General features: G+C 54.9%; 22 protein-coding genes. 11 read left to right on the forward strand and 11 right to left on the reverse strand.

The features are described 5' to 3' along the window. The first annotated feature begins 74 nt into the window (after positions 1-74). Positions 75-2,273, forward strand: a complete 2,199-nt coding sequence (zntA, locus tag OGY13_RS22500; RefSeq protein WP_060682898.1) for a Zn(II)/Cd(II)/Pb(II) translocating P-type ATPase ZntA — start codon at positions 75-77, stop codon at positions 2,271-2,273. Between the two features lie 98 nt (positions 2,274-2,371). On the opposite strand, the gene tusA is transcribed toward zntA, so the two are convergent. Further along, entirely contained in the window at positions 2,372-2,617 is a 246-nt protein-coding gene (tusA, locus tag OGY13_RS22505) for a sulfurtransferase TusA (RefSeq protein ID WP_003827551.1), read from the reverse strand. Between the two features lie 168 nt (positions 2,618-2,785). Between tusA and OGY13_RS22510 the strand changes: the two genes are divergently transcribed. Both OGY13_RS22510 and OGY13_RS22515 read left to right on the forward strand, forming a co-directional pair. Next, positions 2,786-3,451 carry a 7-cyano-7-deazaguanine/7-aminomethyl-7-deazaguanine transporter gene (locus OGY13_RS22510; RefSeq protein ID WP_003827549.1) on the forward strand — a complete coding sequence of 222 codons (666 nt, stop codon included), beginning with the start codon at positions 2,786-2,788 and terminating at the stop codon, positions 3,449-3,451. 72 nt (positions 3,452-3,523) lie between these two features. After that, positions 3,524-4,081, forward strand: a complete 558-nt coding sequence (locus OGY13_RS22515) for a DcrB family lipoprotein (protein WP_003827547.1) — start codon at positions 3,524-3,526, stop codon at positions 4,079-4,081. A gap of 3 nt (positions 4,082-4,084) precedes the next feature. Here OGY13_RS22515 and OGY13_RS22520 read toward each other — a convergent pair whose 3' ends face one another. Next, the gene (locus OGY13_RS22520) at positions 4,085-5,302 is read right to left on the reverse strand and encodes an MFS transporter (RefSeq protein ID WP_003827545.1); all 1,218 of its coding nucleotides are present in this window, start codon (positions 5,300-5,302) and stop codon (positions 4,085-4,087) included. Between the two features lie 133 nt (positions 5,303-5,435). Between OGY13_RS22520 and OGY13_RS22525 the strand changes: the two genes are divergently transcribed. Then, positions 5,436-6,485 carry an AI-2E family transporter gene (locus OGY13_RS22525; protein WP_079934309.1) on the forward strand — a complete coding sequence of 350 codons (1,050 nt, stop codon included), beginning with the start codon at positions 5,436-5,438 and terminating at the stop codon, positions 6,483-6,485. A 62-nt stretch (positions 6,486-6,547) separates the two neighbouring features. Further along, positions 6,548-7,138 carry a 4'-phosphopantetheinyl transferase AcpT gene (acpT, locus tag OGY13_RS22530; RefSeq protein ID WP_003827514.1) on the forward strand — a complete coding sequence of 197 codons (591 nt, stop codon included), beginning with the start codon at positions 6,548-6,550 and terminating at the stop codon, positions 7,136-7,138. Here acpT and OGY13_RS22535 read toward each other — a convergent pair. Continuing rightward, positions 7,130-7,636 carry a phenolic acid decarboxylase gene (locus tag OGY13_RS22535; protein WP_008786388.1) on the reverse strand — a complete coding sequence of 169 codons (507 nt, stop codon included), beginning with the start codon at positions 7,634-7,636 and terminating at the stop codon, positions 7,130-7,132. The two genes, acpT and OGY13_RS22535, sit on opposite strands and share 9 nt — an antisense overlap. A 99-nt stretch (positions 7,637-7,735) precedes the next feature. On the opposite strand from OGY13_RS22535, the gene OGY13_RS22540 reads away from it, so the two are divergent. Together OGY13_RS22540 and nikR are read left to right on the forward strand one after the other, a co-directional pair. Beyond that, entirely contained in the window at positions 7,736-8,596 is an 861-nt protein-coding gene (locus tag OGY13_RS22540; protein ID WP_048236965.1) for a LysR family transcriptional regulator, read from the forward strand. Positions 8,597-8,687: 91 nt separating this feature from the next. Then, the gene (gene nikR / locus OGY13_RS22550; RefSeq protein WP_003827507.1) at positions 8,688-9,089 is read left to right on the forward strand and encodes a nickel-responsive transcriptional regulator NikR; all 402 of its coding nucleotides are present in this window, start codon (positions 8,688-8,690) and stop codon (positions 9,087-9,089) included. Positions 9,090-9,193: 104 nt separating this feature from the next. Here the strand turns inward: nikR and OGY13_RS22555 are convergent, their stop codons facing one another. The 4 genes from OGY13_RS22555 to OGY13_RS22570 all read right to left on the reverse strand — a co-directional run bounded on the left by OGY13_RS22555 (position 9,194) and on the right by OGY13_RS22570 (position 15,726). Continuing rightward, entirely contained in the window at positions 9,194-10,318 is a 1,125-nt protein-coding gene (locus tag OGY13_RS22555; RefSeq protein WP_020996068.1) for an ABC transporter permease, read from the reverse strand. Then, positions 10,318-13,065, reverse strand: coding sequence for a ribosome-associated ATPase/putative transporter RbbA (gene rbbA / locus OGY13_RS22560; protein ID WP_213752477.1), 2,748 nt, complete (start codon positions 13,063-13,065; stop codon positions 10,318-10,320). The genes OGY13_RS22555 and rbbA overlap by 1 nt, the downstream gene beginning before the upstream one ends. Beyond that, a complete protein-coding gene (locus OGY13_RS22565) occupies positions 13,062-14,129 on the reverse strand; it encodes an HlyD family secretion protein (protein ID WP_003827499.1) in 1,068 nt (355 codons plus the stop codon). The genes rbbA and OGY13_RS22565 overlap by 4 nt, the downstream gene beginning before the upstream one ends. Before the next feature lie 403 nt (positions 14,130-14,532). Beyond that, positions 14,533-15,726 (reverse strand): BaiN/RdsA family NAD(P)/FAD-dependent oxidoreductase, encoded by a 1,194-nt coding sequence (locus OGY13_RS22570; protein ID WP_103014711.1) that lies wholly within the window; start codon positions 15,724-15,726, stop codon positions 14,533-14,535. A gap of 229 nt (positions 15,727-15,955) precedes the next feature. Between OGY13_RS22570 and pitA the strand changes: the two genes are divergently transcribed. Continuing rightward, positions 15,956-17,455, forward strand: a complete 1,500-nt coding sequence (gene pitA / locus OGY13_RS22575) for an inorganic phosphate transporter PitA (protein ID WP_003827471.1) — start codon at positions 15,956-15,958, stop codon at positions 17,453-17,455. Between the two features lie 64 nt (positions 17,456-17,519). Here the strand turns inward: pitA and uspB are convergent, their stop codons facing one another. Beyond that, positions 17,520-17,855, reverse strand: a complete 336-nt coding sequence (gene uspB, locus OGY13_RS22580; protein WP_003023371.1) for a universal stress protein UspB — start codon at positions 17,853-17,855, stop codon at positions 17,520-17,522. Between the two features lie 392 nt (positions 17,856-18,247). Here uspB and uspA point away from each other — a divergent pair, with 392 nt between their 5' ends. Beyond that, complete coding sequence (gene uspA, locus OGY13_RS22585) at positions 18,248-18,685, forward strand: universal stress protein UspA (RefSeq protein ID WP_003023368.1); 438 nt, start codon at positions 18,248-18,250, stop codon at positions 18,683-18,685. A gap of 281 nt (positions 18,686-18,966) precedes the next feature. After that, positions 18,967-20,439, forward strand: coding sequence for a dipeptide/tripeptide permease DtpB (gene dtpB / locus OGY13_RS22590; RefSeq protein ID WP_048215357.1), 1,473 nt, complete (start codon positions 18,967-18,969; stop codon positions 20,437-20,439). Positions 20,440-20,526: 87 nt separating this feature from the next. Here the strand turns inward: dtpB and OGY13_RS22595 are convergent, their stop codons facing one another. Continuing rightward, positions 20,527-21,030: an RrF2 family transcriptional regulator gene (locus OGY13_RS22595; RefSeq protein ID WP_003023361.1), complete on the reverse strand. Its 504-nt coding sequence runs from the start codon at positions 21,028-21,030 to the stop codon at positions 20,527-20,529. A gap of 232 nt (positions 21,031-21,262) precedes the next feature. Here OGY13_RS22595 and OGY13_RS22600 point away from each other — a divergent pair, with 232 nt between their 5' ends. Then, positions 21,263-22,462 (forward strand): NAD(P)/FAD-dependent oxidoreductase, encoded by a 1,200-nt coding sequence (locus OGY13_RS22600; RefSeq protein WP_213752476.1) that lies wholly within the window; start codon positions 21,263-21,265, stop codon positions 22,460-22,462. A gap of 561 nt (positions 22,463-23,023) precedes the next feature. On the opposite strand, the gene rsmJ is transcribed toward OGY13_RS22600, so the two are convergent. Next, positions 23,024-23,773, reverse strand: a complete 750-nt coding sequence (rsmJ, locus tag OGY13_RS22605) for a 16S rRNA (guanine(1516)-N(2))-methyltransferase RsmJ (RefSeq protein ID WP_003827462.1) — start codon at positions 23,771-23,773, stop codon at positions 23,024-23,026. Positions 23,774-23,781: 8 nt separating this feature from the next. Next, positions 23,782-25,824 (reverse strand): oligopeptidase A, encoded by a 2,043-nt coding sequence (gene prlC, locus OGY13_RS22610; RefSeq protein ID WP_191238035.1) that lies wholly within the window; start codon positions 25,822-25,824, stop codon positions 23,782-23,784. Positions 25,825-25,972 lie beyond the last annotated feature (148 nt).

The raw sequence follows: 25,972 nt of genomic DNA on the forward strand, positions 1-25,972 counted from the left end.
AACGCTTGACTCTGGAGTCGACTCCAGAGTGTATCCTCCGGTTAATACGAAATGATTATCAACCGGAGGATGCCATGTCGACACCCGATACCCGTGGCAAAAAAGTCCCACAATTCTCTTCTTTCAAGCCAGCGCCTGCACCACAAAAGGCGGATGACTGCTGCTGCGAAGGAAGCTGCTCCACTACACCAACCGTATCCGATACCGTAATAGGTACCCGCTATTCCTGGAAAGTGGCGGGCATGGACTGCGCAGCTTGCGCCCGCAAAGTAGAGAATGCGGTCCGCCAGGTCAGCGGCGTCAACCAGGTCCAGGTTCTGTTCGCCACTGAAAAACTGGTGGTCGATGCCGGTTCCGATATCCGCCAGCAAGTTGAAAACGCGGTGCAAAAAGCAGGCTATACCCTGCGCGATGAGCACGCGACGGACGCCGCCCCCGAGTCACGTTTTAAAGAAAACCTGCCGCTGATTTCGCTGATTATTATGATGGCGATTAGCTGGGGGCTGGAGCAGTTCAATCATCCTTTCGGTCAGATAGCGTTTATCGCCACCACGCTGGTCGGTCTGTATCCCATTGCCCGTCAGGCCCTGCGTCTGATGAAAACCGGCAGCTACTTTGCCATTGAAACGCTGATGAGCGTCGCCGCCATTGGTGCACTGTTTATCGGCGCGACGGCGGAAGCCGCTATGGTGCTGCTACTGTTTTTAATTGGCGAGCGTCTGGAAGGATGGGCCGCCAGCCGCGCCCGTAAAGGGGTCAGCGCTCTGATGGCGCTCAAACCGGAAACCGCCACACGCCTGCGTAACGGCGAACGCGAAGAGGTGGCTATCAATACCCTCCGGCCTGGCGATGTTATTGAAGTTGCCGCGGGTGGGCGTTTACCTGCCGACGGCAAACTGGTCTCCGGCTTTGCCAGCTTTGATGAGAGCGCCCTGACCGGCGAATCGATCCCGGTTGAACGCGCCACCGGCGAGAAAGTCCCGGCGGGTGCCACCAGCGTGGATCGTCTGGTTACGCTGGAAGTGCTCTCAGAACCGGGTGCCAGCGCGATTGACCGTATTCTGAAGCTGATTGAAGAAGCGGAAGAACGCCGCGCTCCCATTGAGCGCTTTATTGACCGTTTCAGCCGAATTTATACCCCAGCTATTATGGCGGTTGCGCTGCTGGTCACCCTCGTACCGCCACTGCTGTTTGCCGCATCCTGGCAGGAGTGGATTTACAAAGGGCTGACGCTGTTGCTGATTGGCTGTCCTTGCGCTCTGGTGATTTCAACCCCCGCAGCCATTACTTCTGGTCTTGCCGCCGCGGCACGTCGTGGCGCGTTAATCAAAGGCGGGGCCGCGCTGGAACAGTTGGGTAGAGTCACTCAGGTGGCGTTTGATAAAACCGGCACCCTGACCGTCGGTAAACCACGCGTCACGGCGATTCATCCGGCAAGCGGTATTGGTGAGGCTGAATTGCTGGCACTGGCGGCAGCGGTAGAGCAAGGCGCGACACACCCGCTGGCACAAGCAATTGTTCGGGAAGCACAAACGCGCGAGCTGACTATTCCTGTCGCAAAAGAGCAACGGGCGCTGGTTGGCTCTGGAATTGAAGCGCTGGTCAACGGCGAACGCGTACTGATTTGCGCCGCTGGTAAGCAGCCTGCCGACGCCTTTGCCGGGCAGATTAGCGAGCTGGAAAGCGCGGGCCAAACGGTGGTGTTGGTGCTGCGTAACGATACTGTACTCGGCGTACTGGCCCTACAGGACACGCTGCGCGATGACGCTCGCAGCGCCATCAGCGAGCTTAATCAGATTGGCGTGAAAGGCGTGATCCTGACCGGTGATAACCCGCGTGCGGCCGCCGCCATTGCCGGTGAACTGGGCCTCGAATTCAAAGCGGGACTCTTGCCGGAAGATAAGGTGCAGGCCGTTACCCATCTTAACCAACAGTCGCCGCTGGCGATGGTCGGCGACGGCATCAACGACGCTCCGGCAATGAAAGCGGCCACAATTGGTATTGCGATGGGAAGCGGGACCGACGTCGCGCTGGAGACCGCCGATGCCGCTCTGACCCACAACCGTCTGCGTGGTCTGGTGCAAATGATTCAGCTGGCGCGGGCCACCCACGCCAATATTCGCCAGAACATTGCGATTGCGCTGGGTCTGAAGGGGATTTTCCTCGTCACCACGCTGCTCGGGATAACCGGACTGTGGCTGGCGGTGCTGGCGGATACGGGGGCGACGGTGCTGGTGACCGCGAACGCGCTGCGGTTGTTGCGTAAAGGGTAGTGCCTGTTTCTCGCCTGATGGCGCTTCGCTTATCAGGCCTACAGATTACTCAGTCTTTATAGGCCGGAGAAGCGTTAGCGCCATCCGGCATAACAAGATTACTGGCCTTTGCGCACCAGATAGCGGTACGGCAGCGAGTCGGTCTCTTTGGCCACCAGCTCATGTTCCATAAAGGTACAGAAGCCAGGAATATCGCGGGTTGTTGCCGGATCGTCGGCGACAATCAGCAGCGTTTCACCGGCCTGCATGCCGCGTACGGTTTTACGTACCATCATTACCGGTTCCGGGCAGCGCAGCCCCTGGGCATCAAGAGTATGGTCGGGGGAAGTAAACAGGTCGCTCATCGTCGTCTCATTCATACAAAAACGGCGTTATTTTACGCTCTGTTGTGGCGTAAGCCAATCAGGTTAACGATTGCGTGAAAAACAACCATTGCAATGTGCTCTTAAAGCAGTATCATGCGACGGTTTTTTATTGGGTTCCCTCACCCCATCCAACAAAAAGGTCACAATATGACTCCGTTTACACAAACTCAGCGCGTAAAAGCGTTGTTCTGGCTATCGCTATTTCATCTGCTGGTGATCACCTCCAGCAACTATCTGGTGCAGCTTCCAATCTCCATTTTTGGTTTCCATACCACATGGGGCGCGTTTAGCTTTCCGTTTATTTTCCTCGCGACCGACCTGACCGTGCGTATTTTTGGCGCGCCGCTGGCTCGACGTATCATCTTTGCGGTTATGATCCCCGCGCTGCTGATCTCCTATGTCGTTTCATCGCTGTTCTATATGGGATCGTGGCAAGGATTCGGCGCACTGCTGCACTTTAATCTGTTTGTCGCCCGTATCGCCGCCGCCAGCTTTATGGCCTACGCGCTGGGACAAATTCTGGATGTGCATGTCTTTAACCGCCTGCGTCAGAACCGTCGCTGGTGGCTGGCACCGACGGCGTCCACGCTGTTTGGCAATATCAGCGATACGTTGGCCTTCTTCTTTATCGCTTTCTGGCGTAGCCCGGATGCCTTTATGGCCGAGCACTGGATGGAAATCGCATTGGTCGATTACTGCTTCAAAGTGCTGATCAGCATTATTTTCTTCCTGCCAATGTATGGCGTGTTGCTGAATATGTTACTGAAAAGGCTGGCAGATAAATCTGAAATCTCTGCATTGCAGACGAGTTAAAGGTTCATTTTCCGAGTTGTGATAAGATGGACGAATGAGCCGTTATGGCCGTTTATCGAAAGGAAGAAGTCAATGCGCAATCTGGTTAAATATGTCGGTATTGGCCTGCTGGTTATGGGGCTTGCGGCCTGTGATAATAGCGATACAAAAGCGCCAGCCGAGGGTGCTGCCGCAGAAAGTAACGCCACCGGACAACCGGTCAGCCTGCTGGACGGCAAACTCAGTTTTTCCCTGCCAGCGGATATGACCGATCAGAGCGGCAAGCTGGGCACCCAGGCGAACAATATGCACGTATATTCTGACGCAACCGGCCAGAAAGCGGTGATTGTGATTGTTGGCGACAACACCAACGAAGATCTGGCCGTGCTGGCAAAACGTCTGGAAGATCAGCAGCGTAGCCGTGATCCGCAGCTGCAGGTCGTCACCAATAAATCTATTGAGCTGAAAGGCCACACGCTGCAGCAGTTAGACAGCATCATCTCGGCCAAAGGCCAGACCGCATACTCTTCCGTGGTGTTGGGTAAAGTGGACAACCAACTGCTGACGCTGCAAATCACGCTGCCTGCTGACGATCAGCAAAAAGCGCAGACTACCGCAGAAAACATCATTAACACGCTGGTTATCCAGTAACGGTTAAGACGATGACGCGGCCTCCGGTGACACCACCTGAGGCCGTTTTTTTAACCGCCAGGTCAGCAATAACGCCACCGCTACCAGCCCTGCCGCTGCCAGATAGATAACCGGCACACCCGCCCACGTCATGACCAGCCCGGCCAGCGGCCCGGTAACCCCCAGCGATAAATCCATAAACACCGTGTAGGTCGCCAGCGCAGCACCCTGATTTTGCTGAGGAACGGCTTTTACCGCCACCACGCCCAGCGCCGGGAAAACCAGTGAGAACCCAGCCCCGGCCAGCAGAACGCCGATCTTCGCCATCCACGGCATCGAAGCCATCCCGACCAGTAACAGCCCGACAATCTCGACGCTAAAGCAGATCATCGCCACATTCAGCCCGCCTAAACGGTTGATACCATTTGGGAACAACAAACGAGTACCGACAAACGTGCAGCTAAAAAGCGTCAGCGCGAATGCGGCGCCATCCCAGCCTTTGGCATCATAGAACAAGGTAATGAAGGTAGCGATTACCCCAAATCCGGCGGAGGCCAGGGCCAGCGCCATACCATACAACCAGACGCGCCCAAGCACCGCGCGAAATGGCAACGGTTTGCCTTTGCTGGCCTTCACCGCCGGACGAGGGAGCGCCAGCAGGATTGCCAACAGTGCCACGCCCATCACGGTCAGCGCCAGCCCCTGTAAGCCACCCCAGGCATAAAACAGAACACCCAGCGGCGCGCCTATCGCCATCGCGCCATAGGTCACGATACCATTCCAGGAAATCACCCGTCCGATGTGCATTGAGCCAACCACCCCCACGCCCCACAGCGTAGAGCCGGTCCCGGCAAAGCTTTGCCCGATCCCGAGAATCACGCGCCCCAGACATAGCAGCAGCAGACTGGCCAACGGCCAGCCGTTCGTTGATCCCGCCAGTAAATAGCCCAGGCCACTTAAAAAGCAGCCGCACAGCCCAAATACCACAATCTTCTTTGGCCCCAGCAGATCGGCATAGCGACCGGCATGCGGACGGCTCAGCAGCGTAGCGAAGTATTGCAGGCTGATGACCAGCCCAGCCCAGAAAGCGCTAAATCCCATTACATCATGGACGTAGCCAGGCAACACCGCGAGCGGCAGGCCGATGGTCAGGTAGCTGGCGAAGTTAAACATCACCACAGAAACAATACGCAGGTTCAGGCGTAAACCGCTAAGCGTCGGTTCAGCGACGGGTTCGGGCATGGAGGGTCACCACGTTTTCACAACAGTGTTTCATTTCTACCATGTTGCAGAGCAGAAATCAGTAGCCAGTTTAGGAATATCAGTCGCAAGCCAGCCGCTACACTTAATGCAAAAACGCAAACAGGAAGAAGACATGATAACCACCCAGCCCGATAAAACGGGTTTGCACATTTTGCTCAAACTGGCCGCTCTGGTGGTGATCCTCGCAGGTATCCATGCTGCGGCAGATATCATTGTGCAGCTGCTGCTGGCCCTCTTTTTTGCCATTGTATTGAATCCACTGGTCACCTGGTTTATCCGCCGGGGAGTCGGTCGCCCAATCGCTATTACCTTAGTCGTGGTTGTGATGCTGATCGTTCTTACGGCGTTGGTTGGCGTGCTGGCGTCGTCAATCACTGAATTCATGGACCTGCTGCCAAAATACAATAAGGAGCTAACGCGCAAGGTTCTGTATTTGCAAGAGATGGTGCCTTTTCTGAATCTGCATATGTCCCCGGAACGTATACTGCAACGCATGGACTCTGACAAGCTGATGACCTTCACAACCACGCTGATGACGAGTCTTTCTGGTGCCATGGCCAGCGTCTTTCTGCTGGTGATGACGGTAGTTTTTATGCTGTTTGAGGTGCGTCATGTCCCCTATAAGATGCGTTTTGCGTTGAATAATCCGCAAATCCACATTGCGGGGCTACATCGAGCGCTGAAGGGTGTGTCACACTATCTGGCGCTGAAAACGCTGCTCAGCTTATGGACCGGTGCCATAATCTGGCTGGGACTGGCACTGATGGGGATTCAGTTTGCTCTGATGTGGGGCGTACTGGCATTCCTGTTAAACTACGTGCCCAACATTGGCTCGGTCATTTCCGCCGTCCCGCCCATGATCCAGGCACTGCTTTTTAATGGCATTTACGAATGTCTGTTGGTTGGCGCACTGTTTCTGGTGGTGCATATGGTGATTGGCAATATTCTCGAACCCCGAATGATGGGGCATCGGCTGGGATTATCGACGCTAATCGTCTTCCTCTCTCTGTTGGTATGGGGATGGCTGCTCGGTCCGGTCGGCATGTTGCTCTCCGTGCCGTTAACCAGCGTGTGTAAAATCTGGATGGAAACCACCAAAGGCGGCAGCAAACTGGCGATTTTGCTGGGGCCCGGCAGGCCCAAAAGCCGATTACCGGGATAAACTTGCAAACAGCATGTGAAGAATGATACACAACCCCATTATTACTAAAGGTTAGCCCTAATATGTACCGGATCGTTCTTGGGAAAGTTTCTGTTTTAAGCGCTGGTGCACTGCCTGCCGCACTGAGTGAGCAAGCGCCGCAAGGTGCTCGCCGTGCGCGCTGGCTGGCCGGTCGCGTGCTGCTTTCCCATGCCCTTTCGCCATTACCAGACATCGTCTATGGCGAGCAAGGAAAACCGGCCTTTTCTGCTGACACGCCGCTGTGGTTCAATCTCAGCCACAGCGGTGATGATATCGCCCTGCTGCTCAGCGACGAAGGGGAAGTCGGCTGCGATATAGAAGTCGTTCGCCCGCGCGATAACTGGCAAACGCTGGCAAATACGGTATTCAGTCTTGGTGAACATGCCGAAGTCGAGGCCGAACGCCCGGAGCAACAGCTGGCGGCGTTCTGGCGCATCTGGACGCGTAAAGAAGCTATCGTGAAACAGCGCGGCGGTAGCGCCTGGCAAATCGTCAGCGTCGACAGTACCGCGCTAACTTCCTCACTCTCCGTCAGCCAGTGCCAGCTCGATACCCTGAGCCTGGCGGTGTGCACCCCCACGCCGTTTACCCTGACAGCAGACGCCGTGCAGCGACTGGAAGCCTTAGCGTAAATTTTCCGGGAAGTTTTTCGGCAGCTCGCTCGCCGCACAGGCAATAACGTCATCATTGTTCGCGCCGCAGTCACGTACGAAAGTAATGGTCGCGAACTCATCAATCACCTCGGTGGGATACGCCGGGCCGGCATCGCGGTACGACATCATCAGCGGAATATGGTCATTCTGGAAGCAGACCGTTTTTTCCGGATTATTGATCACCCAGCGAGGGAAAAAGATGGTGCCGTGAAAGAGTTTGTCACCCAGATTTACGATCAGGCTGACGTCGGTCCCGGTCGGTTCGGTCCACGAAATTTTATAAACGCTCTCCCCGACCCGCACAATATAGGCCCGCTGATCTTTCACCCAACGATTCCCCACAATGCCGCTGTGAATGCGGTAATCCAGCGTAGTGTCGTTTTTCACGTAGATCTCGTAATTCCAGCCATTATCGTAGGTATAGACCAGATGTTTGCCGACAAATCCGCTTAAATCATGTTTATCAAACGCGCTCATATTCGTTCTCCTCTTACTTGATGCGAGGATCTTAACGCTTCAAAAATTGGATGAATAACGCTATGTTTGCATCAAATTCATTCAATTATTAGATGAGTTATGCACAAAACAACCCTCGAGCAGTGGGCCCTATTGGAGAAAGTGGTGGAGCTGGGCAGCTTCGCTAAAGCGGCGGAAGAGACCAACCGTAGCCAGTCTTCGGTAAGCTACAATCTGGCACTGTTACAGGAGCGACTTGGCGTAACGCTGCTGACCCCGGAAGGGCGCAGGGCTGTCCTGACACCGGCCGGAGAGCTATTGCTCAATCAGGTCAAACCGCTACTGAAGGCCTTTTTATGGGTGGAAACCCGGGCCGCAACGTTACAAAACGGTACGCGAACGCGGCTGGATTTGATGGTAGATAGCATCTTCCCACGCAAACGCCTGTTTGCCATTCTCAAACAGTTTCAGCAGGCCTGGCCGCAAACGCAGGTGCGTCTGACCGAAGTCCTGGAGAATGGCGATGCTCGACTGGCAGCACATGCCGATGCGGACGTAATGGTCCTGACCCGGCGTCAGGATGTCACCGGACGCGGCGAATGGCTGATGAATATTGACTTCGTGGCCGTGGCCCACCGCGATCACCCACTCTTCATGCTGGATGCGCCGCTGAATGAAGACGCATTACGCGCCTGGCCGCTAATTCGCATTGCCGATCGCGATAACCCACAACAACCGGCGCGTGATGCCTGGACCTTCTCGACCATTGATGCCGCGATTGATGCAGTGATGTATCAGGTCGGTTACGGCTGGCTGCCTGAGGAACGTATTCAGACGCAGCTTGATCAGGGGCTTTTACGCCCACTGCCGTTAAGCCATGGTGCTCGCCGCGCCACGCCTTTGCATCTGATCGTTAAAGATACGCTCGCTCCGCTGGATGAACAGGTCAGTACCCTGCTGCTTTTATTACGAGAGCATTAACCTTTTCCCCGGATGCCGGACGTGTGTTACAAAATACGCTATTCCCCTTACTCCCTGTGCGCCAACGCGCCACATGAAAGGTTAACTGCAGATGCAACGAGTCACCATTACCCTCGATGACGATTTACTGGAAACGCTCGACGGCCTGAGTCAGCGCCGTGGCTACAACAACCGTTCCGAAGCGATACGCGATATTCTGCGTGGCGCACTGGCGCAGGAAACTACCCTTGAACACGGCACCCAGGGCTTCGCGGTGCTCTCGTATGTTTATGAGCATGAGAAGCGTGATCTGGCCAGCCGTATTGTTTCTACCCAACACCACCACCACGATTTATCGGTCGCCACGCTGCACGTGCACATCAACCATGACGACTGCCTGGAAATCGCCGTGCTAAAAGGCGACATGGGCGATGTACAGCATTTTGCCGATGACGTGATTTCCCAGCGCGGCGTGCGCCACGGCCATCTACAGTGCCTGCCGAAAGAAGAGTAATTGCCTGTTTCGTTGCGGGATGCCGGATGGCGGCTACGCCTTATCCGGCCTACGTCCGTTACCGTTTGTAGGCCAGGCAAGCGAAGCGCCCCCGGCAATAATGATTACGCCATCGTGCCAATCGTCTTTCTGAAACGCAGCAGTGCAATCAGGAAGAACGCGCTACCAATCGCCAGCAGCGTCAGAAACTGCGGCCAGACAATGCTAAACCCGGCTCCGCGATAAAGTATCGCCTGCGCGAGACTGACAAAATGAGTAGTCGGCATGGTCAGCATAATGTCCTGCACCGCCTGCGGCATGCTTTCACGCGGTGTGGAGCCACCTGAAAGCATCTGTAACGGCAGCAGCACCAGAATCATCAGCAGCCCCAGCTGCGGCATAGAGCGCGCCAGCGTGCCCATAAAAATGCCGATCGAGGTGGTGGCGAACAGGCTCAGCGCCACGCCCAGCATAAACAACGGTATCGAACCTTCAATCGGTACGCCGAGCACGCCTTTTACCATCAGCATCAGCGACAGACCGGAAACCACCAGCACCACCAGCCCCATCGACCAGATTTTTGCCATCATGATCTCAAACGGCGTCACCGGCATCACCAGCAGATGTTCAATGGTCCCGTGCTCGCGTTCGCGGATCAACGCCGAACCGGTCAGCACAATCGCCAGCATAGTGATGTTATTGATGATCGCCATCACCGCGCCAAAACGGGCGGGTTCCAGATTAGGGTTAAAGCGCATGCGCATTTCCAACGCCACCGGCGGCTCATTGTTATCGCGGTAACGCGCCACAAAGCTGTTCACCTCGCCGCTGATGATATTCTGGATATAGCTGTTGCCGGTAAACGCCTGGCTCATCCGCGTGGCATCGACGTTAACCTGTATATCCGGTTGTCGTCCGGCCAGCACATCACGCTGAAAATCAGGCGGAATGTTTACGGCGAAGGTATAGCGCCCGGCGTCCAGCCCGGCATCCATTTCATCGGCAGTGATCATCTCCGGCGGTAAAAACCACGGGCGATAAAAGCTGTTCACAATCCGATTCGACAACTGCGACTGGTCCATATCGGCAATAGCAATCGGTGCCAGATGCAGCGAACCCGGCAGGACGGTCGCGGAAGAATAAACCGAAATCGTGAAGGCGAAGACGATCAGCGTCAGCATCGCTTTGTCACCCAGCAGGCTGCGCAACTCTTTGATGCCGAGGTTATAAATATTGCGTAATCGGCGCATCACCCCTCCTGTTTTTTCAGCAGTAATACGCTCAGACCAATCACCACCGGAATGGCTACCGCCAGCGGAATAAACAGCTGCCAGAGATCGGTCAGATCCAACGCTTTAGAGAACGTTCCACGCGCGATGGTCAGAAAATGGCTGGTCGGATAAATTTCACCAATCCACCGACCCGGCCCTTCCAGCGAGGCAACTGGATCGATCATTCCGGAAAACTGCGTCGCCGGGATCAGCGTAATAATCGCCGTACCAAAAATGGCCGCGATCTGGCTTTTCATAAACGTGGAGATTAACAGCCCCAGCCCGGTGGCAATGGTGACGTACAGCAGCGCAGCCAGCGTCAGGGTCACAAAGCTCCCCTTATGCGGAACGCCGAACACAAACACCGACAGCGCGCACAACAGCAGGAAGTTCAGCATGCCCAGCACGATGTACGGCAACTGTTTGCCGAGTAAAAACTCGCTGCGGGTCGTGGGCGTAACGTACAGATTGATAATCGACCCCAGCTCTTTCTCACGCACCACGCTGAGGGCGCTGAGCATGGAAGGGATCATCATCAACAGCAGTGGGATCACTGCCGGAACAATCGCCGGTAGACTCTTCACATCCGGGTTGTAACGATAGCGAGTTTCAATGGTCATCAGCCCGTTTTGCCCGCTGGCATTTGGCTGGCGCGCCATCACATCCTGCAGCCAGGTCTGGTGCATCGCCTGCACGTACCCCCTGACCGTTTCAGCGCGGCTTGGCATTGCGCCATCGACCCAGACGCCAATCTTCACCGGCGTTCCACGCGCGATATCGCGGCCAAAATTTGGCGGAATTTCAATTGCTACCGCAACTTCACCTGAACGCATCCGTTTGTCCAGCTCGTCATAACTGGTGAGCGGCGGTTGCTCGATAAAATAGCGCGAACCCGCCAGATTCAGCGTCCACGCCTGGCTGCTGACGGTCTGGTCGCGATCGAGCACCGAAAAACGCAGGTTTTCTACATCCATGCTGATGCCGTAGCCCATGATAAGCATCAGGATCACTGTGCCCATCAGCGCCAGCGTGGAGCGCACCGGGTCACGTCGTAGCTCCAGCGCTTCACGGCGGCTGTAGCTGAACAAGCGTCGCAGGCTAAAGCCTTGCCGCGGCGGCTTACCGTTTTCATGCACTGTCGGGACATTGGCTGGCGCTGACTGAGCTTCCGGCGCCGGGCCTGCCGCTTCCTGCAACCAGGAGATAAACGCCTCTTCCAGACTGGCAGCTCCACGCTGTTTCACCAGTTCCTGCGGCGTACCGCTGGCCAGTACTTTTCCGGCGTGCATCAGCGACATGCGGTCGCAGCGCTCCGCTTCGTTCATAAAGTGGGTGGAGATAAAAATGGTCACTTTGTCCTGGCGCGACAGGTCGACCATCAGTTGCCAGAACATATCCCTCGCAACCGGATCGACCCCGGAGGTCGGTTCATCAAGAATGAGCATCTCCGGGCGATGGATCACTGCCACCGCCAGCGACAGGCGTTGACGGATCCCCAACGGCAGCGCACCGGGCAGCGCATCTTCGACATCGGTCAGCGAAAAGCGCTCACTCATCTCCTGCACCCGCCCAGGGATTTCTGCTTCGGGGATATGGAACAGCCGCGCATGTAGTTCGAGGTTTTGCCGGACGGTCAGCTCGTTGTAGAGCGAAAATGCCTGCGACATATAGCCTACCCGGCGGCGGGTATCGATATTTTTCGGATCAACCGCTTGCCCAAACAGCCACGCCTCGCCTTCGCTTGCGGGCAGCAGTCCGGTGAGCATTTTCATGGTGGTGGATTTACCGCAGCCGTTGGAGCCGAGAAAACCGAAGATTTCCCCGCGCGGAATGCGGAAGTTAACGTGGTCCACCGCCACAAATTTACCGAAGCGCATGGTCAGGTTTTTCGCCTCGATGGCAATCTCTTCCTGCTCAGCGTGATACGGCGGGATCACTACCGGTTTATGCGCCTGGCGCTGGGCTTCAGGTAACAGCGCGATAAACGCCTGCTCCAGCGTGTTGCTGTTGGTTTGCTCACGTAGCTGCTGCGCGCTCCCGGTGGCTAACACCTCCCCGGCGTTCATCGCCACCAGCCAGTCAAAGCGCTCGGCTTCTTCCATATAAGCGGTCGCAACCAGCACGCTCATGTTGGTCTGCCGCTGGCGAATGCTGTTAATCAGATCCCAGAACTGGGCGCGGGACAGCGGGTCGACCCCGGTGGTGGGTTCATCGAGAATTAACAGTTCCGGGTCGTGGATTAACGCGCAGCACAGCCCCAGCTTTTGCTTCATCCCCCCCGAGAGTTTCCCGGCAGGACGGTCGCGAAACGGTGCCAGTCCGGTGCTATTCAGCAGCTCGGTAATCCGCGCCTCACGCTCCGCTTTGTCATGCCCAAACAGGCGGGCAAAGAAATCGACGTTCTCATATACCGACAGCGTGTGATACAGGTTTTTCCCCAGCCCCTGCGGCATCCAGGCAATGCGCGGGCAGACATCCCGGCGATGTTTTGGGTCGCGCATATCGCCACCCAACACCATCACGTTGCCGTGTTCAATGACCCGCGCGCCGGAGATGAGCGACAGCAGGCTCGATTTTCCGACGCCATCCGGACCAATCAACCCCACCATACAGCGGGCAGGGATATCCAGCGTGATATTGTTCAGCGCTACCGTTTTCCCGTAATGCTGACTCACGCCGTCAAGGTGCGCCACGGGAGGAACGGGAACCAGCGCCAGATGCGTCATTGCGGCAACCTCACCACCAGGTCGTCAGGCCAGGCGCGACTTTCATCAACACGCACCCACGCCATGCCCGGCAGACCGGTTTTCACGTACTCCAGATGCTGCTGCAACAGCTCTGGCGGGATACGCGCTTTGACGCGAAACATCAGTTTCAGCCGTTCATCGCTGGTTTCGACCGTTTTCGGCGTGAACTGCGCGACGCTAGCCACAAAGCTGATGGTCGCCGGAATACGCAGATCCGGCGCAGCATCCAGCACCAGCCGCGCTTCTCCGCCAATCTTCAGTAAACCAGCCTGTTCGGTTGGCAAGAAGAACGTCATGTAGACATCGCTGAGATCGACCATATTCAGCACGCGACCGCCCGCGGAAAGCACCTCGCCAGGTTCAGCTACGCGGTACTGTACGCGACCATCCCGCGGGGCTTTCAGCTCGCTGTCATCAATATCAGCCGCAATACGACGTTCGGTAGCCTGCGCGGCTTCTACGCGGGTTTGCGCCTGAATGATACTGGTGCGGGCGGCTTCAATTGCGGCTTTTGCCGCAGAGACCTGCGCCTTTGCGGATTCCAGTGCAGCGCGTGCGCTTTCTGCCGCAGCCCTGTCGTCATCCAGCTGTTGCTCAGACACAGCCCCTCGCTGAGATAGCGAACGGGAGCGGACGTGGCGTTTAGAGACCGACTGCAGTTCCGCCTCACGCTGTTTTACCACCGACTGCGCGGCGCGCATTTCACTTTGCCGCTGCTCTAACAGCGCCCGCGCCGCCGCCACCGCACTTTCGGCCTCTTTGATTTGGGCTACTGCTTCCAGCCGCTGCTCCTGCAGCACGCGGGTATCCATTTTCGCCAGCACCTCACCCTGACGGACGAACTGCCCTTCCGACACGAGGATCGTGTCAATTCGCCCGGCAATTTTGGTGGCAATATCCACTTCAGTGGCTTCAATTCTGCCGTTGCTGGCTGCAAACCCCTCCGGTATTCCCGCAGGGCGCAGCATCCACCAGGCTATCGCGGCCACCACGACCAGGATGCCCGCCACCCACCACATCATATGACGTTTAAACTTATCCATATTCGACCCGCCGTAATCCCTGTTATCAAACGATGCGTGTCACAAAGCCCACTGAACAGCTATTCAGCGGAAGATTCCATCCGGGATAAGAAGGAATGAGAAACAATGGCCAGAGAGCAGACAGGCATGTAAGCAACCTGCGCCGCGAAGGAAGTGAATGATGAAAATGCTGTGATATCGGGTAGTAATGTTGTCATCATCAGCGTTCCTGGCCGGAAATGAAACACGCATACTCATTACTGCTGTCTATTGAATACTAACACCTGGATTCAATATGTCTATTCGGTTGTAGCAGGTATGTTGCAGGAAAAAAATCGTGCCCGGCAATCCATTTACCGGGCAAATTTCACAAGTGAGCTTTATGTAAAACGCAGCGGGTCCACGCTCAACGTATCGTCTTCGCTTATTCAGATACCAAATCCTGCGCACATGCCCAGGCACTCGACCATGCCCACTGAAAGTTATAGCCACCCAACCAGCCGGTGACGTCCATCACTTCGCCGATAAAGTAGAGCCCTGGCACTTTGCGGGCTTCCATCGTGCGCGATGACAGCTCGTTGGTATCGACGCCGCCCAACGTGACTTCAGCGGTACGATACCCTTCCGTACCGTTCGGCTGCACCCGCCACTCGGTCAGCGTTTCAACCAGCGTTAGCTGATCGCGCACGTTAAGCTGCTTCAGAGACACGTCAGGAATTTGCCCTAACTGCTGCAGGCATTCCACCAGACGCTTTGGCAACTGCATTGCTAAGGTGTTCTTTAAGCTCTGGTTAGGGTGTGCGCTACGTTGTTCGTCAAGGAAGCTCGCAAGGTCAACATCCGGCAACAAATTAATACTGACAAATTCGCCTGGCTGCCAAAAACTGGAAATCTGCAAAACAGCTGGGCCCGAAAGTCCTCGGTGTGTAAAGAGCAGATTTTCGCGAAATACGGTGCCATCCTCGGCGGTGATAACGGAGGAGACCGACACGCCAGAGAGCACCTGAAGCTGCTCCAGCAGTGGCTTATGCAATGTAAAGGGCACCAGTCCCGCGCGCGTTGGCAACACCTTCAGTCCGAACTGTTCGGCAATTTTATAACCAAACGGCGTTGCCCCCAGACCCGGCATGGAAAGCCCACCGGAAGCGATAACCAGTTTTTTCGTGCCGACCGTCATGCCGTTCAGTTCGAGGGTGAAACCTTCATCATCCTGCACCACGCTCAGGACTTCGCTCCGTAACCGCATAGTTACGTTACCTTTTTCACACTCGTCTACCAGCATATCGACAATTTGCTGAGCGGAATCATCGCAGAACAGCTGACCCAGCGTTTTTTCGTGCCAGGCAATACCGTGTTTGCCCACCAGGTCGATAAAATCCCACTGCGTGTAACGCGCCAGTGCCGATTTGCAAAAATGCGGGTTTTGGCTCAAATAGGCGGCCGGTTCGACATAAAGATTGGTAAAGTTGCAACGTCCCCCGCCAGACATGAGAATCTTGCGTCCTGGCTTTTTACCATTATCAATAAGCAGTACTCGACTACCTGCTTGTCCTGCCTGCGCGGCACAAAACATACCCGCTGCGCCAGCGCCTATAATAACGGTATCAAACCTTTCCACGTTGCGATCCTCTCTAAAAAGCGGGTGTGAATTGTAAAGATTCCTCAGTGGTCGCACCAGCACCAAACTACCGATAAAGGGTATTTAACTGAAATATATAGGATAATTCTTTAGTGGTGTAAAACAAAGCAGGAGACAAATCAAAAAAACTCTATATTTCACTTTGCCCGCGCCGCCAAAGTCACTGATAATGCGCCGCGTTCATGTCCTCAAAATGGCGTAACGTCCTATGCTACATTTGTTTGCTGGCCTGGATTTACATACCGGGCTTTTACTATTGCTTGCTCTGGCTTTTGTGCTGTTCTACGAAGCAATTAACGGCTTCCATGACACAGCCAATGCTGTCGCAACCGTGATCTATACCCGTGCAATGCGTTCGCAATTGGCGGTGGTCATGGCTGCGTTGTTCAACTTCTTTGGTGTTTTGCTGGGTGGTCTCAGCGTGGCGTATGCCATCGTGCATATGCTACCAACGGATCTGCTGCTTAATATGGGATCGTCACATGGCCTTGCCATGGTGTTCTCCATGCTGCTGGCGGCAATTATCTGGAACCTGGGTACCTGGTACTTTGGTTTACCTGCATCCAGCTCCCACACGCTGATTGGCGCCATTATCGGTATTGGTTTAACCAATGCACTGATGACCGGCACCTCGGTGGTGGACGCACTTAACATTCCGAAAGTTATCGGTATTTTTGCTTCGCTTATCATCTCGCCAATTGTTGGTCTGGTGGTTGCAGGCGGTCTTATTTTCATTCTGCGTCGTTACTGGAGCGGTACAAAAAAACGTGCCCGTATCCACCTGACGCCAGCAGAACGTGAAAAGAAAGATGGCAAGAAAAAGCCGCCGTTCTGGACCCGTATTGCACTGATCCTCTCCGCTATCGGCGTAGCGTTCTCTCATGGCGCTAACGACGGGCAGAAAGGCATTGGTCTGGTGATGCTGGTGCTGATTGGCGTAGCGCCTGCAGGCTTCGTGGTGAATATGAATGCTTCCGGTTACGAGATTACCCGTACCCGTGATGCAATCAATAACGTCGAAGTCTTCTTCCAGCAGCGCCCTGACCTGCTTAAACAGGCCACAGGCGTAGACCAGCTGATTCCGTCCCCGACGGACGCGGCACCCGCGACGACGACAGAGTTCCATTGCCACCCGGCGAATACCATCAACGCGCTGGAACGTGCGAAAGGTATGCTGGCGAACCTGGAAACCTACGACAAGTTAAGCGTCGAACAGCGTGGTCAGCTGCGCCGTATTATGCTGTGCATCTCTGATACCACCGATAAAGTGGTTAAGCTGCCTGGCGTAAGCGCTGACGATCAGCGTCTGCTGAAAAAACTGAAAGCCGACATGCTGAGCACCATTGAGTACGCGCCTATCTGGATCATTATGGCCGTCGCACTGGCGCTGGGTATTGGTACGATGATTGGCTGGCGTCGCGTTGCCACCACCATCGGCGAGAAAATCGGTAAGAAAGGCATGACTTATGCCCAGGGGATGTCGGCGCAGATGACCGCCGCAGTCTCTATCGGTCTCGCCAGCTACACCGGTATGCCCGTTTCCACCACCCACGTTCTCTCTTCTTCCGTTGCGGGGACGATGGTTGTTGATGGCGGCGGATTGCAGCGTAAAACGGTAACCAGCATTCTGATGGCCTGGGTCTTCACCCTGCCGGCTGCGATTATTCTTTCCGGGGTGCTGTACTGGCTCTCCCTGAAGCTTATCTAAGCGAATGCATGATAAAAAAGCGGGTCAGGAAGCTGACCCGCTTTTTTTGTATCTGTTGTTGGCATCAGTGCCAGATAATCAGCGCAACCATGCTGATTAGCACCAGGCCGCATAGCGCGCTGGTGAGAATGAACTGACCGCGAACCCGCTCACAGCGGCGAATAAATTCATCATCATGATGATCGCGGTAACGCTGAGCGTAGATATACCACACCAGACGCATCTGCTTGTTCGGTTGCCCATGCGAGGTAAAAAAGCCCCCTCCATCTACATACTGGTAAAGTAATGGATCGCAACCACGAAGTACCACTAACAGTGCGCGTAGCGAAGAAAAATAGCGCGCCATATTAACAATGCAAACGACACATAAAGCCCAGAATAATGCAATGGTGCTTATCATACCTCCTCCCCGGCGACCCGCCCACGGAACTCCTTTCCGGGACTACCGCTCCCCGATACCCTGCCAAACCATTCAATGAAGAGTGCAGCCGAAACCGTTCGTGTTAGTATCACGCATCCGAACGCCTCTTTAGATAGTGTAGGAGATTAGTTAATTTTTTTGCCATAAGGTTAATCGCTATCAATGCAATTAACTAAAAAATTTGTTTAACTATTTGGCAAGCAAGGCGGATTGACGGATTATCCTGGTCGCTATAATGTAAGGATAGTCCTTATATGGTACGTTTTTACGACTGGGCTAGCCCCGCGCACAAGGTTCGCAGGACGCGGATGACGCGGCGGCATATAACGCCAGCAGGCTAGTCATCGACAACTTATGGAAGGAGTAACACTATGGCTTATAAACACATTCTTATCGCGGTTGATCTTTCTCCGGAAAGCAAAGTTCTGGTTGAAAAAGCGGTTTCTATGGCGCGACCTTACAATGCTAAAGTCTCCCTTATCCACGTTGACGTAAACTATTCCGACCTGTACACCGGGCTCATCGACGTGAATCTGGGCGACATGCAGAAACGCATTTCTGAAGAAACCCACCACGCGTTAACCGAGCTGTCCACCAATGCAGGCTACCCTATCACCGAAACCCTGAGCGGTAGCGGCGACCTGGGTCAGGTTCTGGTTGATGCCATCAAAAAATACGACATGGATCTGGTCGTCTGTGGTCACCACCAGGATTTCTGGAGCAAACTGATGTCCTCCGCGCGCCAACTGATCAACACCGTCCACGTCGACATGTTGATTGTTCCGCTGCGTGACGACGAAGAAGCATAAAATGCTTGCCGCCGGAAGTTAACCCGGCCCACTGCAAGTCGTTAAGCCTGTAAACGCCCGCCTTCGCGGGCGTTTTTGTTTTTATCATTCGGTCATAATTAGTACATCAATCCAACAAACAAATCATAATTAGTGTGATCAACTAATTGGATCGAAAACTATCTCTATAATACTCTACCCTTGCGGCCAATAACCGCAGTCTATAACAAAATAAGACTTTTTCGGCGCGTTTAAGCATACGCGTTCATACTTTTCGGGATGGCTTTGAAAGGCGATGGAATATGAATAAAACTGCACCTACGGGCTTGCTGCAGCAACCTCGTCCGTTCTTCATGATCTTCTTTGTGGAATTATGGGAACGATTTGGCTATTACGGCGTACAGGGCATCCTGGCGGTATTTTTTGTTAAGCAGCTCGGATTTTCACAAGAACAGGCATTTGTCACCTTTGGTGCCTTTGCCGCACTGGTTTACGGCCTGATCTCGATCGGCGGCTACGTCGGCGACCACCTGTTAGGCACCAAGCGCACGCTGGTACTCGGTGCCATTGTGCTGGCAATCGGCTACTTCATGACCGGGATGTCGCTGCTTAAGCCGGATCTGATCTTTATTGCTTTGGGTACCATTGCCGTTGGTAACGGGCTATTTAAAGCCAACCCGGCAAGCCTGCTGTCAAAATGCTATCCCCCGAAAGACGCCCGTCTGGACGGTGCTTTCACTCTGTTTTATATGTCGATTAACATCGGTTCGCTGCTGTCACTGTCGCTGGCGCCGGTGATTGCCGATAAGTTTGGCTACGCTGTGACTTACAACCTGTGCGGAGCCGGACTAATCGTCGCGCTGCTGGTCTACTTTGCCTGCCGCGGAATGGTGAAAAATATCGGCTCTGAGCCAGACCATAAGCCACTGAACTTCCGTAACCTGCTGTACGTGCTGGCCGGTACGGTAGTGATGGTATTTATCTGCGCCTGGCTGATGCACAACGTGCAGATTGCCAACCTGGTGCTGATCGTCCTGTCGATTGCCGTGACCATCATCTTCTTCCGTCAGGCATTCAAACTGGATAAAACCGGGCGCAACAAGATGTTCGTGGCATTTATCCTGATGCTGGAAGCGGTGGTGTTCTACGTGCTGTACGCGCAGATGCCGACATCGCTAAACTTCTTTGCGATCAATAACGTACACCATGAAATTCTTGGTTTCGCCATCAACCCGGTGAGCTTCCAGGCGCTGAACCCGTTCTGGGTGGTACTGGCGAGTCCGGTACTGGCCGCAATCTATACCCGTCTGGGCAACAAAGGCAAAGACCTGACCATGCCGATGAAATTTACGCTCGGTATGTTCCTGTGCTCATTGGGCTTCCTGACGGCCGCCGCTGCCGGGATGTGGTTTGCCGATGCACAAGGGCTGACGTCGCCGTGGTTTATCGTGCTGGTGTATCTGTTCCAGAGCCTGGGTGAACTGCTGATTAGCGCCCTGGGACTGGCTATGGTCGCCGCTCTCGTGCCACAACACCTGATGGGCTTCATTCTTGGGATGTGGTTCCTGACACAAGCCGCAGCCTTCCTGATGGGGGGTTATGTCGCTACGTTCACCGCCGTACCAGAGAACATCACCGACCCGCTGCAAACGCTGCCTATCTATACCAACGTCTTCAGTAAGATTGGCCTTGTCACCCTGGCCGTAACGGTCGTGATGGCGATTATGGTGCCATGGCTGAACCGCATGATTAATACGCCGAGCACCGAGCAATAACCTTCAGTGCCGGATGGCGGCTATTGCCCCTATCCGGCCTACATTCAACATGCCCGGTCGCCTTGCGCTATCGGGCATTTTCACTCACTACCCTTTACGCGCGTCTATCCACTCCTGCACTTCCACCACAAAGGTATCCGGTGCTTTACGGTACATTTTGCGCGCCAAGTCCAGAATCGTATGCTGGCCGAGCGCTTCTTCCATTCGCTGCTGGGCCATGTCCATTACCGAACGCACGCCACAAATGCCTTCACAGGCCCACTCCGGTGGATGTTCCTCAAATACCGCCAGCCGCTGGCGAATTTCACGACATTCAAAGATGCGCTTATCGCCATCAATAGCATTCACCACATCCAGCACCGTGATGTGTTCAGCGGGTTTAGCTAACTGGAAACCGCCACCTTTGCCTTCAATGCTGCGCACCAGACCCGCTTTGGACAGACGGGTGAAAATTTTTGCCAGATAGTCATACGGTACGCTTTGCAGTTCGGCTATTTCCCGCACGCTCATATCCCGCGCGTCGCCCTTACTGTCGACCATACACATCAGGCTATGAATGCCGTACTCAACTCCCGAACTGTAGAATGCCATTCTCTTATCTCAGCCAAAATGAATCTGAGTTTATTGTAGCTTTTTCATCTCATTCATTCCAGACAGCAAAGTACTCCCTTTTCACAACAGAACTTTAAATGCATATTTATCAAACAGATAATCAAAAAACACCACCCTTTGAGGCAAAAAGGATCTCGATCGCATTGCAATTCATAACTACGACAAATAAAATCCGAGTAAATAAATCGTAGTCACCAGTGAGAAAACCCCAATGCGTAAACAAATTCTGATCGTGGGCGCCGGTTTTGCCGGTATGTGGGCAGCATTAAGCGCCGCACGACTGGCGGATAAACATCAGCAGGCCATTGATATTACAGTAATTGCGCCACAACCGGAGCTGCGTGTCCGCCCACGATTTTATGAAAGCGCCGTTCATACGCTAGTCGCACCACTGCAACCGCTATTTGACGTTACCGGCGTCAACTTCCTGCAAGGTCACGTCGAGCAAATCCTCCCGGACTCTAAAGAGGTGAGCTGGAAAGATGCCAACGGTGACACTCATCTGCATCGCTATGACCGCCTGGTGCTCGCCAGCGGAAGTCACGTAAACCGCGACGCCGTTGCCGGTGCCGCCGAGCACGCGTTTGACCTCGACCAACTCGAGAGCGCCGCCGTACTGGAGCAGCACATTAACAAGCTGGCATTACAACCGGAAAGTGAGGCTCGTAATACCGTGGTGGTCTGTGGTGGTGGTTTCACCGGGATAGAGATGGCGCTGGAATTACCGGGTCGTTTGCGCGAAATATTGGGCACTGATGCTAAGACCAGAGTTGTCGTAGTTGAACGCGGTGCTCAGCCAGGCGGACGCTGGAGCCAGGAATTACGTGACGTGATTATCGAAGCCTCTGCTGAACTGGGCGTCGAGTGGCTGGTCAATGCGGAAGTAGAGTGCGTGGATGCCTCCGGCGTCACGCTGAAAGATGGGCAGGTGATTGCCTCTCAGACGGTTATCTGGACCGTCGGCGTGCAGGCTAATAGCCTGGCAGCACAGATTAACGCCCCGCGCGATCGGCAGGGCCGTCTGCATGTGAATGCCAATCTGCAGGTTGTGGGTCACGATGATATCTACGCCACTGGCGATGTGGCCTATGCCGCCACCGACGACAAAGGCAACCATGCGTTAATGACCTGTCAGCACGCGATTTTGTTGGGTAAATTTGCCGGTAATAACGCCGCGGCGGACCTGTTGGACGTAACACCATTGCCATATCGTCAGGAAAACTACGTCACCTGCCTGGATCTTGGTGCCTGGGGTGCAGTGTATAGCGAAGGATGGGATCAACAGGTGAAACTGACGCGCGCAGAAGCGAAGAAGCTGAAGGTGTCGATTGTCAGCGAGCTGATTTACCCACCGAAAGCAGACCGAGCAGTAGCATTTGAGATTGCCGACCCGCTGGCACCGTTTGTTTAATAGGTTATGCCGGATGCGGCTAACGCCTTATCCGGCCTACAAAGACACGCTGCCGTAGGCCTGATAAGCGCAGCACATCAGGCAGCACAGCGCACCAAGCCGGATGCGGCTAACGCCTTATCCGGCCTACAAACCACACGCTGCCGTAGGCCTGATAAGCGCAGCGCATCAGGCAATTCAGCGCACCATGCCGGATGCGGCTAACGCCTTATCCGGACTACAAACCACGCACAGCCGTATGCCTGATAAGCGCAGCACATCAGGCAGCACAGCGCACCAAGCCGGATGCGGCTAACACCTTATCCGGCCTACAAACCACACGCTGCCGTAGGCCTGATAAGCGTAGCGCATCAGGCAGTTCAGCGCACCATGCCGGATGCGGCTAACGCCTTATCCGGCCTACAAACCACACGCTGCCGTAGGCCTGATAAGCGCAGCACATCAGGCAACACAGCGCACCAAGCCGGATGCGGCTAACGCCTTATCCGGCCTACAAACCACGCACAGCCGTAGGCCTGATAAGCGCAGCGCATCAGGCAGCACAGCGCACAGATCTACAAACTATGCTGTCCCAGCGTAGATATCAAACCGATGCCCTTTCGTCACAACCGCGTTCGGCGTGGCGACATCCGCCAGCGGCGGCGCGTAGTCTGGGCGCTTCACCACCACACGTTTGGTGGCCAACTGACGCGCAGGTTCCAGCAGCCCATCCGCATCTAAATCCGGCCCCACCAGCGACTGAAACACCCGCATCTCTTTTTTCACCAGCGCGCTTTTCTGCTTATGTGGAAACATCGGATCGAGGTACACCACCTGCGGGCGCGGCGTGATATCGGTTAACGCCGTCAGACTCGACGCATGGATCAGCTGTAAACGTTCCTGCAGCCACGGACCGATTTCCGGGTCGGCATAGCCGCGCGCCAGGCCATCATCGAGCAGTGCCGCAACCACCGGATTACGTTCCAGCATTCGTACGCGGCAGCCTACCGAGGCCAGTACAAACGCATCGCGCCCCAGCCCTGCGGTTGCATCGACCACATCCGGCAGGTAATCGCCTTTAATGCCAACCGCCTTCGCCACCGCTTCACCGCGTCCACCGCCAAATTTGCGCCGATGGGCCATCGCACCGCCCACGAAATCCACGAAGATACCGCCGAGTTTGGGTTCATCACGTTTGCGCAGTTCCAGATGTTCCGGCGTCATCACCAGCGCCATCAGGTTATCTTCATCGTGTTCCAGTCCCCAGCGGGCGGCAAGAACAGATAAGGCGCCGTCTCCGGCGCCTGTTTCATCTACTAAGCAGATTTTCACGTGAATAATCAGCCTTTGATCCCGTAATGCTCCAGCATTGCATCCAGCTGTGGCTCGCGGCCACGGAAGCGCTTGAACAGTTCCATCGGCTCTTCAGAACCGCCACGGGTGAGGATGTTATCGAGGAACGATTGTCCGGTTTGACGGTTGAAAATCCCTTCATCTTCGAAGCGAGAGAAGGCATCTGCCGCCAGTACGTCTGCCCACAGATAGCTGTAGTAACCCGCTGCGTAGCCACCAGCAAAAATGTGGCTGAAGGCATGCGGGAAGCGGCCCCACGTTGGGCCCGGCACCACGGCGACCTGTTTTTTAATTTCCGCCAGCGTCTCGAGGATTTTAGCCCCTTGCTGCGGGTTAAACTCCGCGTGCAGACGGAAATCAAACAGACCGAACTCCAGTTGACGCAGAATAAACAGCGCTGCCTGGTAGTTTTTCGCCGCCAGCATTTTATCCAGCAGTTCCTTCGGCAGCGGCTCACCGGTCTCAAAGTGACCAGAGATAAACGCCAACGCTTCCGGCTCCCAACACCAGTTCTCCATAAACTGGCTCGGCAGTTCGACCGCATCCCATGGCACACCGTTGATACCGGAAACCCCCGCAGTTTCAATACGAGTCAGCATATGGTGCAGACCATGGCCGAACTCGTGGAACAGGGTGATCACTTCATCGTGGGTAAACAGCGCAGGTTTACCGTTCACCGGACGGTTAAAGTTACAGGTCAGGTAAGCGACCGGCTTTTGCAATGTGCCGTCTGTCTTGCGCATCTGGCCGACACAGTCGTCCATCCACGCCCCACCGCGTTTGTGTTCACGGGCATACAGATCAAGATAGAAGCTGCCGCGCAGCTCGTTGTTTTCGTCGTACAGCTCGAAGAAACGAACTTCCGGATGCCAGACGTCAACATCGGTGCGCTCTTTGGCGGTGATGCCATAAATACGTTTAACCACTTCAAACAGACCGTTAACGGCTTTGTTTTCCGGGAAGTAAGGACGCAGCTGCTCGTCGCTGATGCTGTAGAGGTGCTGTTTTTGTTTCTCGCTGTAGTAAGCGATATCCCACGGCTGCAGCTCATCAACACCAAATTCCGCTTTCGCGAAGGCGCGCAGTTGAGCCAGCTCTTTCTCACCCTGCGGACGGGCACGTTTCGCCAGATCAGTCAGGAAGTCGAGTACCTGCTGCGGGTTCTCCGCCATTTTGGTAGCCAGAGATTTAAAGGCGTAGCTTTCAAAGCCCAGCAGTTGTGCCAGTTCGTGGCGCAGCGCGAGGATCTCTTCCATTATCGGGCTGTTGTCCCATTTGCCCGCGTTTGGCCCCTGGTCAGATGCGCGCGTGGAGTATGCACGATACATCTCTTCACGCAGCCCCTGGTTATCACAGTAGGTCATCACCGGCAGGTAGCTTGGGATATCCAGGGTTAACAGATAGCCTTCCTGCTCTTTGGCTTCAGCCTGCGCTTTTGCGGCGGCCAGCGCGCTTTCCGGCATCCCGGCAAGTTCCGCTTCGTCGGTCACCAGCTTGGTCCAGCCCATCGTAGCATCGAGGACGTTATTGCTGTACAGGTTGCCGAGCTCAGACAGGCGGGTGGCAATCTCACCATAGCGCTGCTGTTTTTCCTTCGGCAGACCAATACCAGAAAGCTCAAAATCGCGCAGCGCGTTATCAACCGCTTTTTTCTGTGCGGTGTTCAGGGTGGCGTAATGATCGCCATCACGCAGGTCGCGGTACGCTTTGTACAGGCCTTCATGTTGTCCAACCCAGGTGCTGTATTCAGACAGCAGCGGCAGCGTTTGTTCGTAGGCTTCACGCAGTTCCGGGCTGTTTTTCACCGAATTCAGGTGACTAACCGGAGAGAAAATACGCCCCAGCACATCGTCGACTTCTGCCAACGGCTGGCAGAGATTTTCCCAGGTGTACGGCGCGCCCTGCGCAACCACTCGCTCAACATTTTCACGGCAATCGTTCAACGCCTTAGTGACGGCAGGCACAACGTGCTCTGGCTGAATTTTAGAAAACGGCGGCAGTTCGAAGGGAGTCAGCAATGGATTGGTCATTAGCGCGGTCCTGTTGAAAAGAGTGAATGAAGCGCGTATCCGGCGCTGTGCATATTAATTTGTACAATGGGGTTAAGTGTAGAGGATTTCAATGCTAACCGTGATGGAAAGACGCCCGGTGACGCTACGCTTACCGGGCCTACGGGTA

It is taken from the genome of Citrobacter sp. Cpo045 (genome assembly GCF_030332875.1).
Lineage (GTDB): Bacteria > Pseudomonadota > Gammaproteobacteria > Enterobacterales > Enterobacteriaceae > Citrobacter > Citrobacter portucalensis.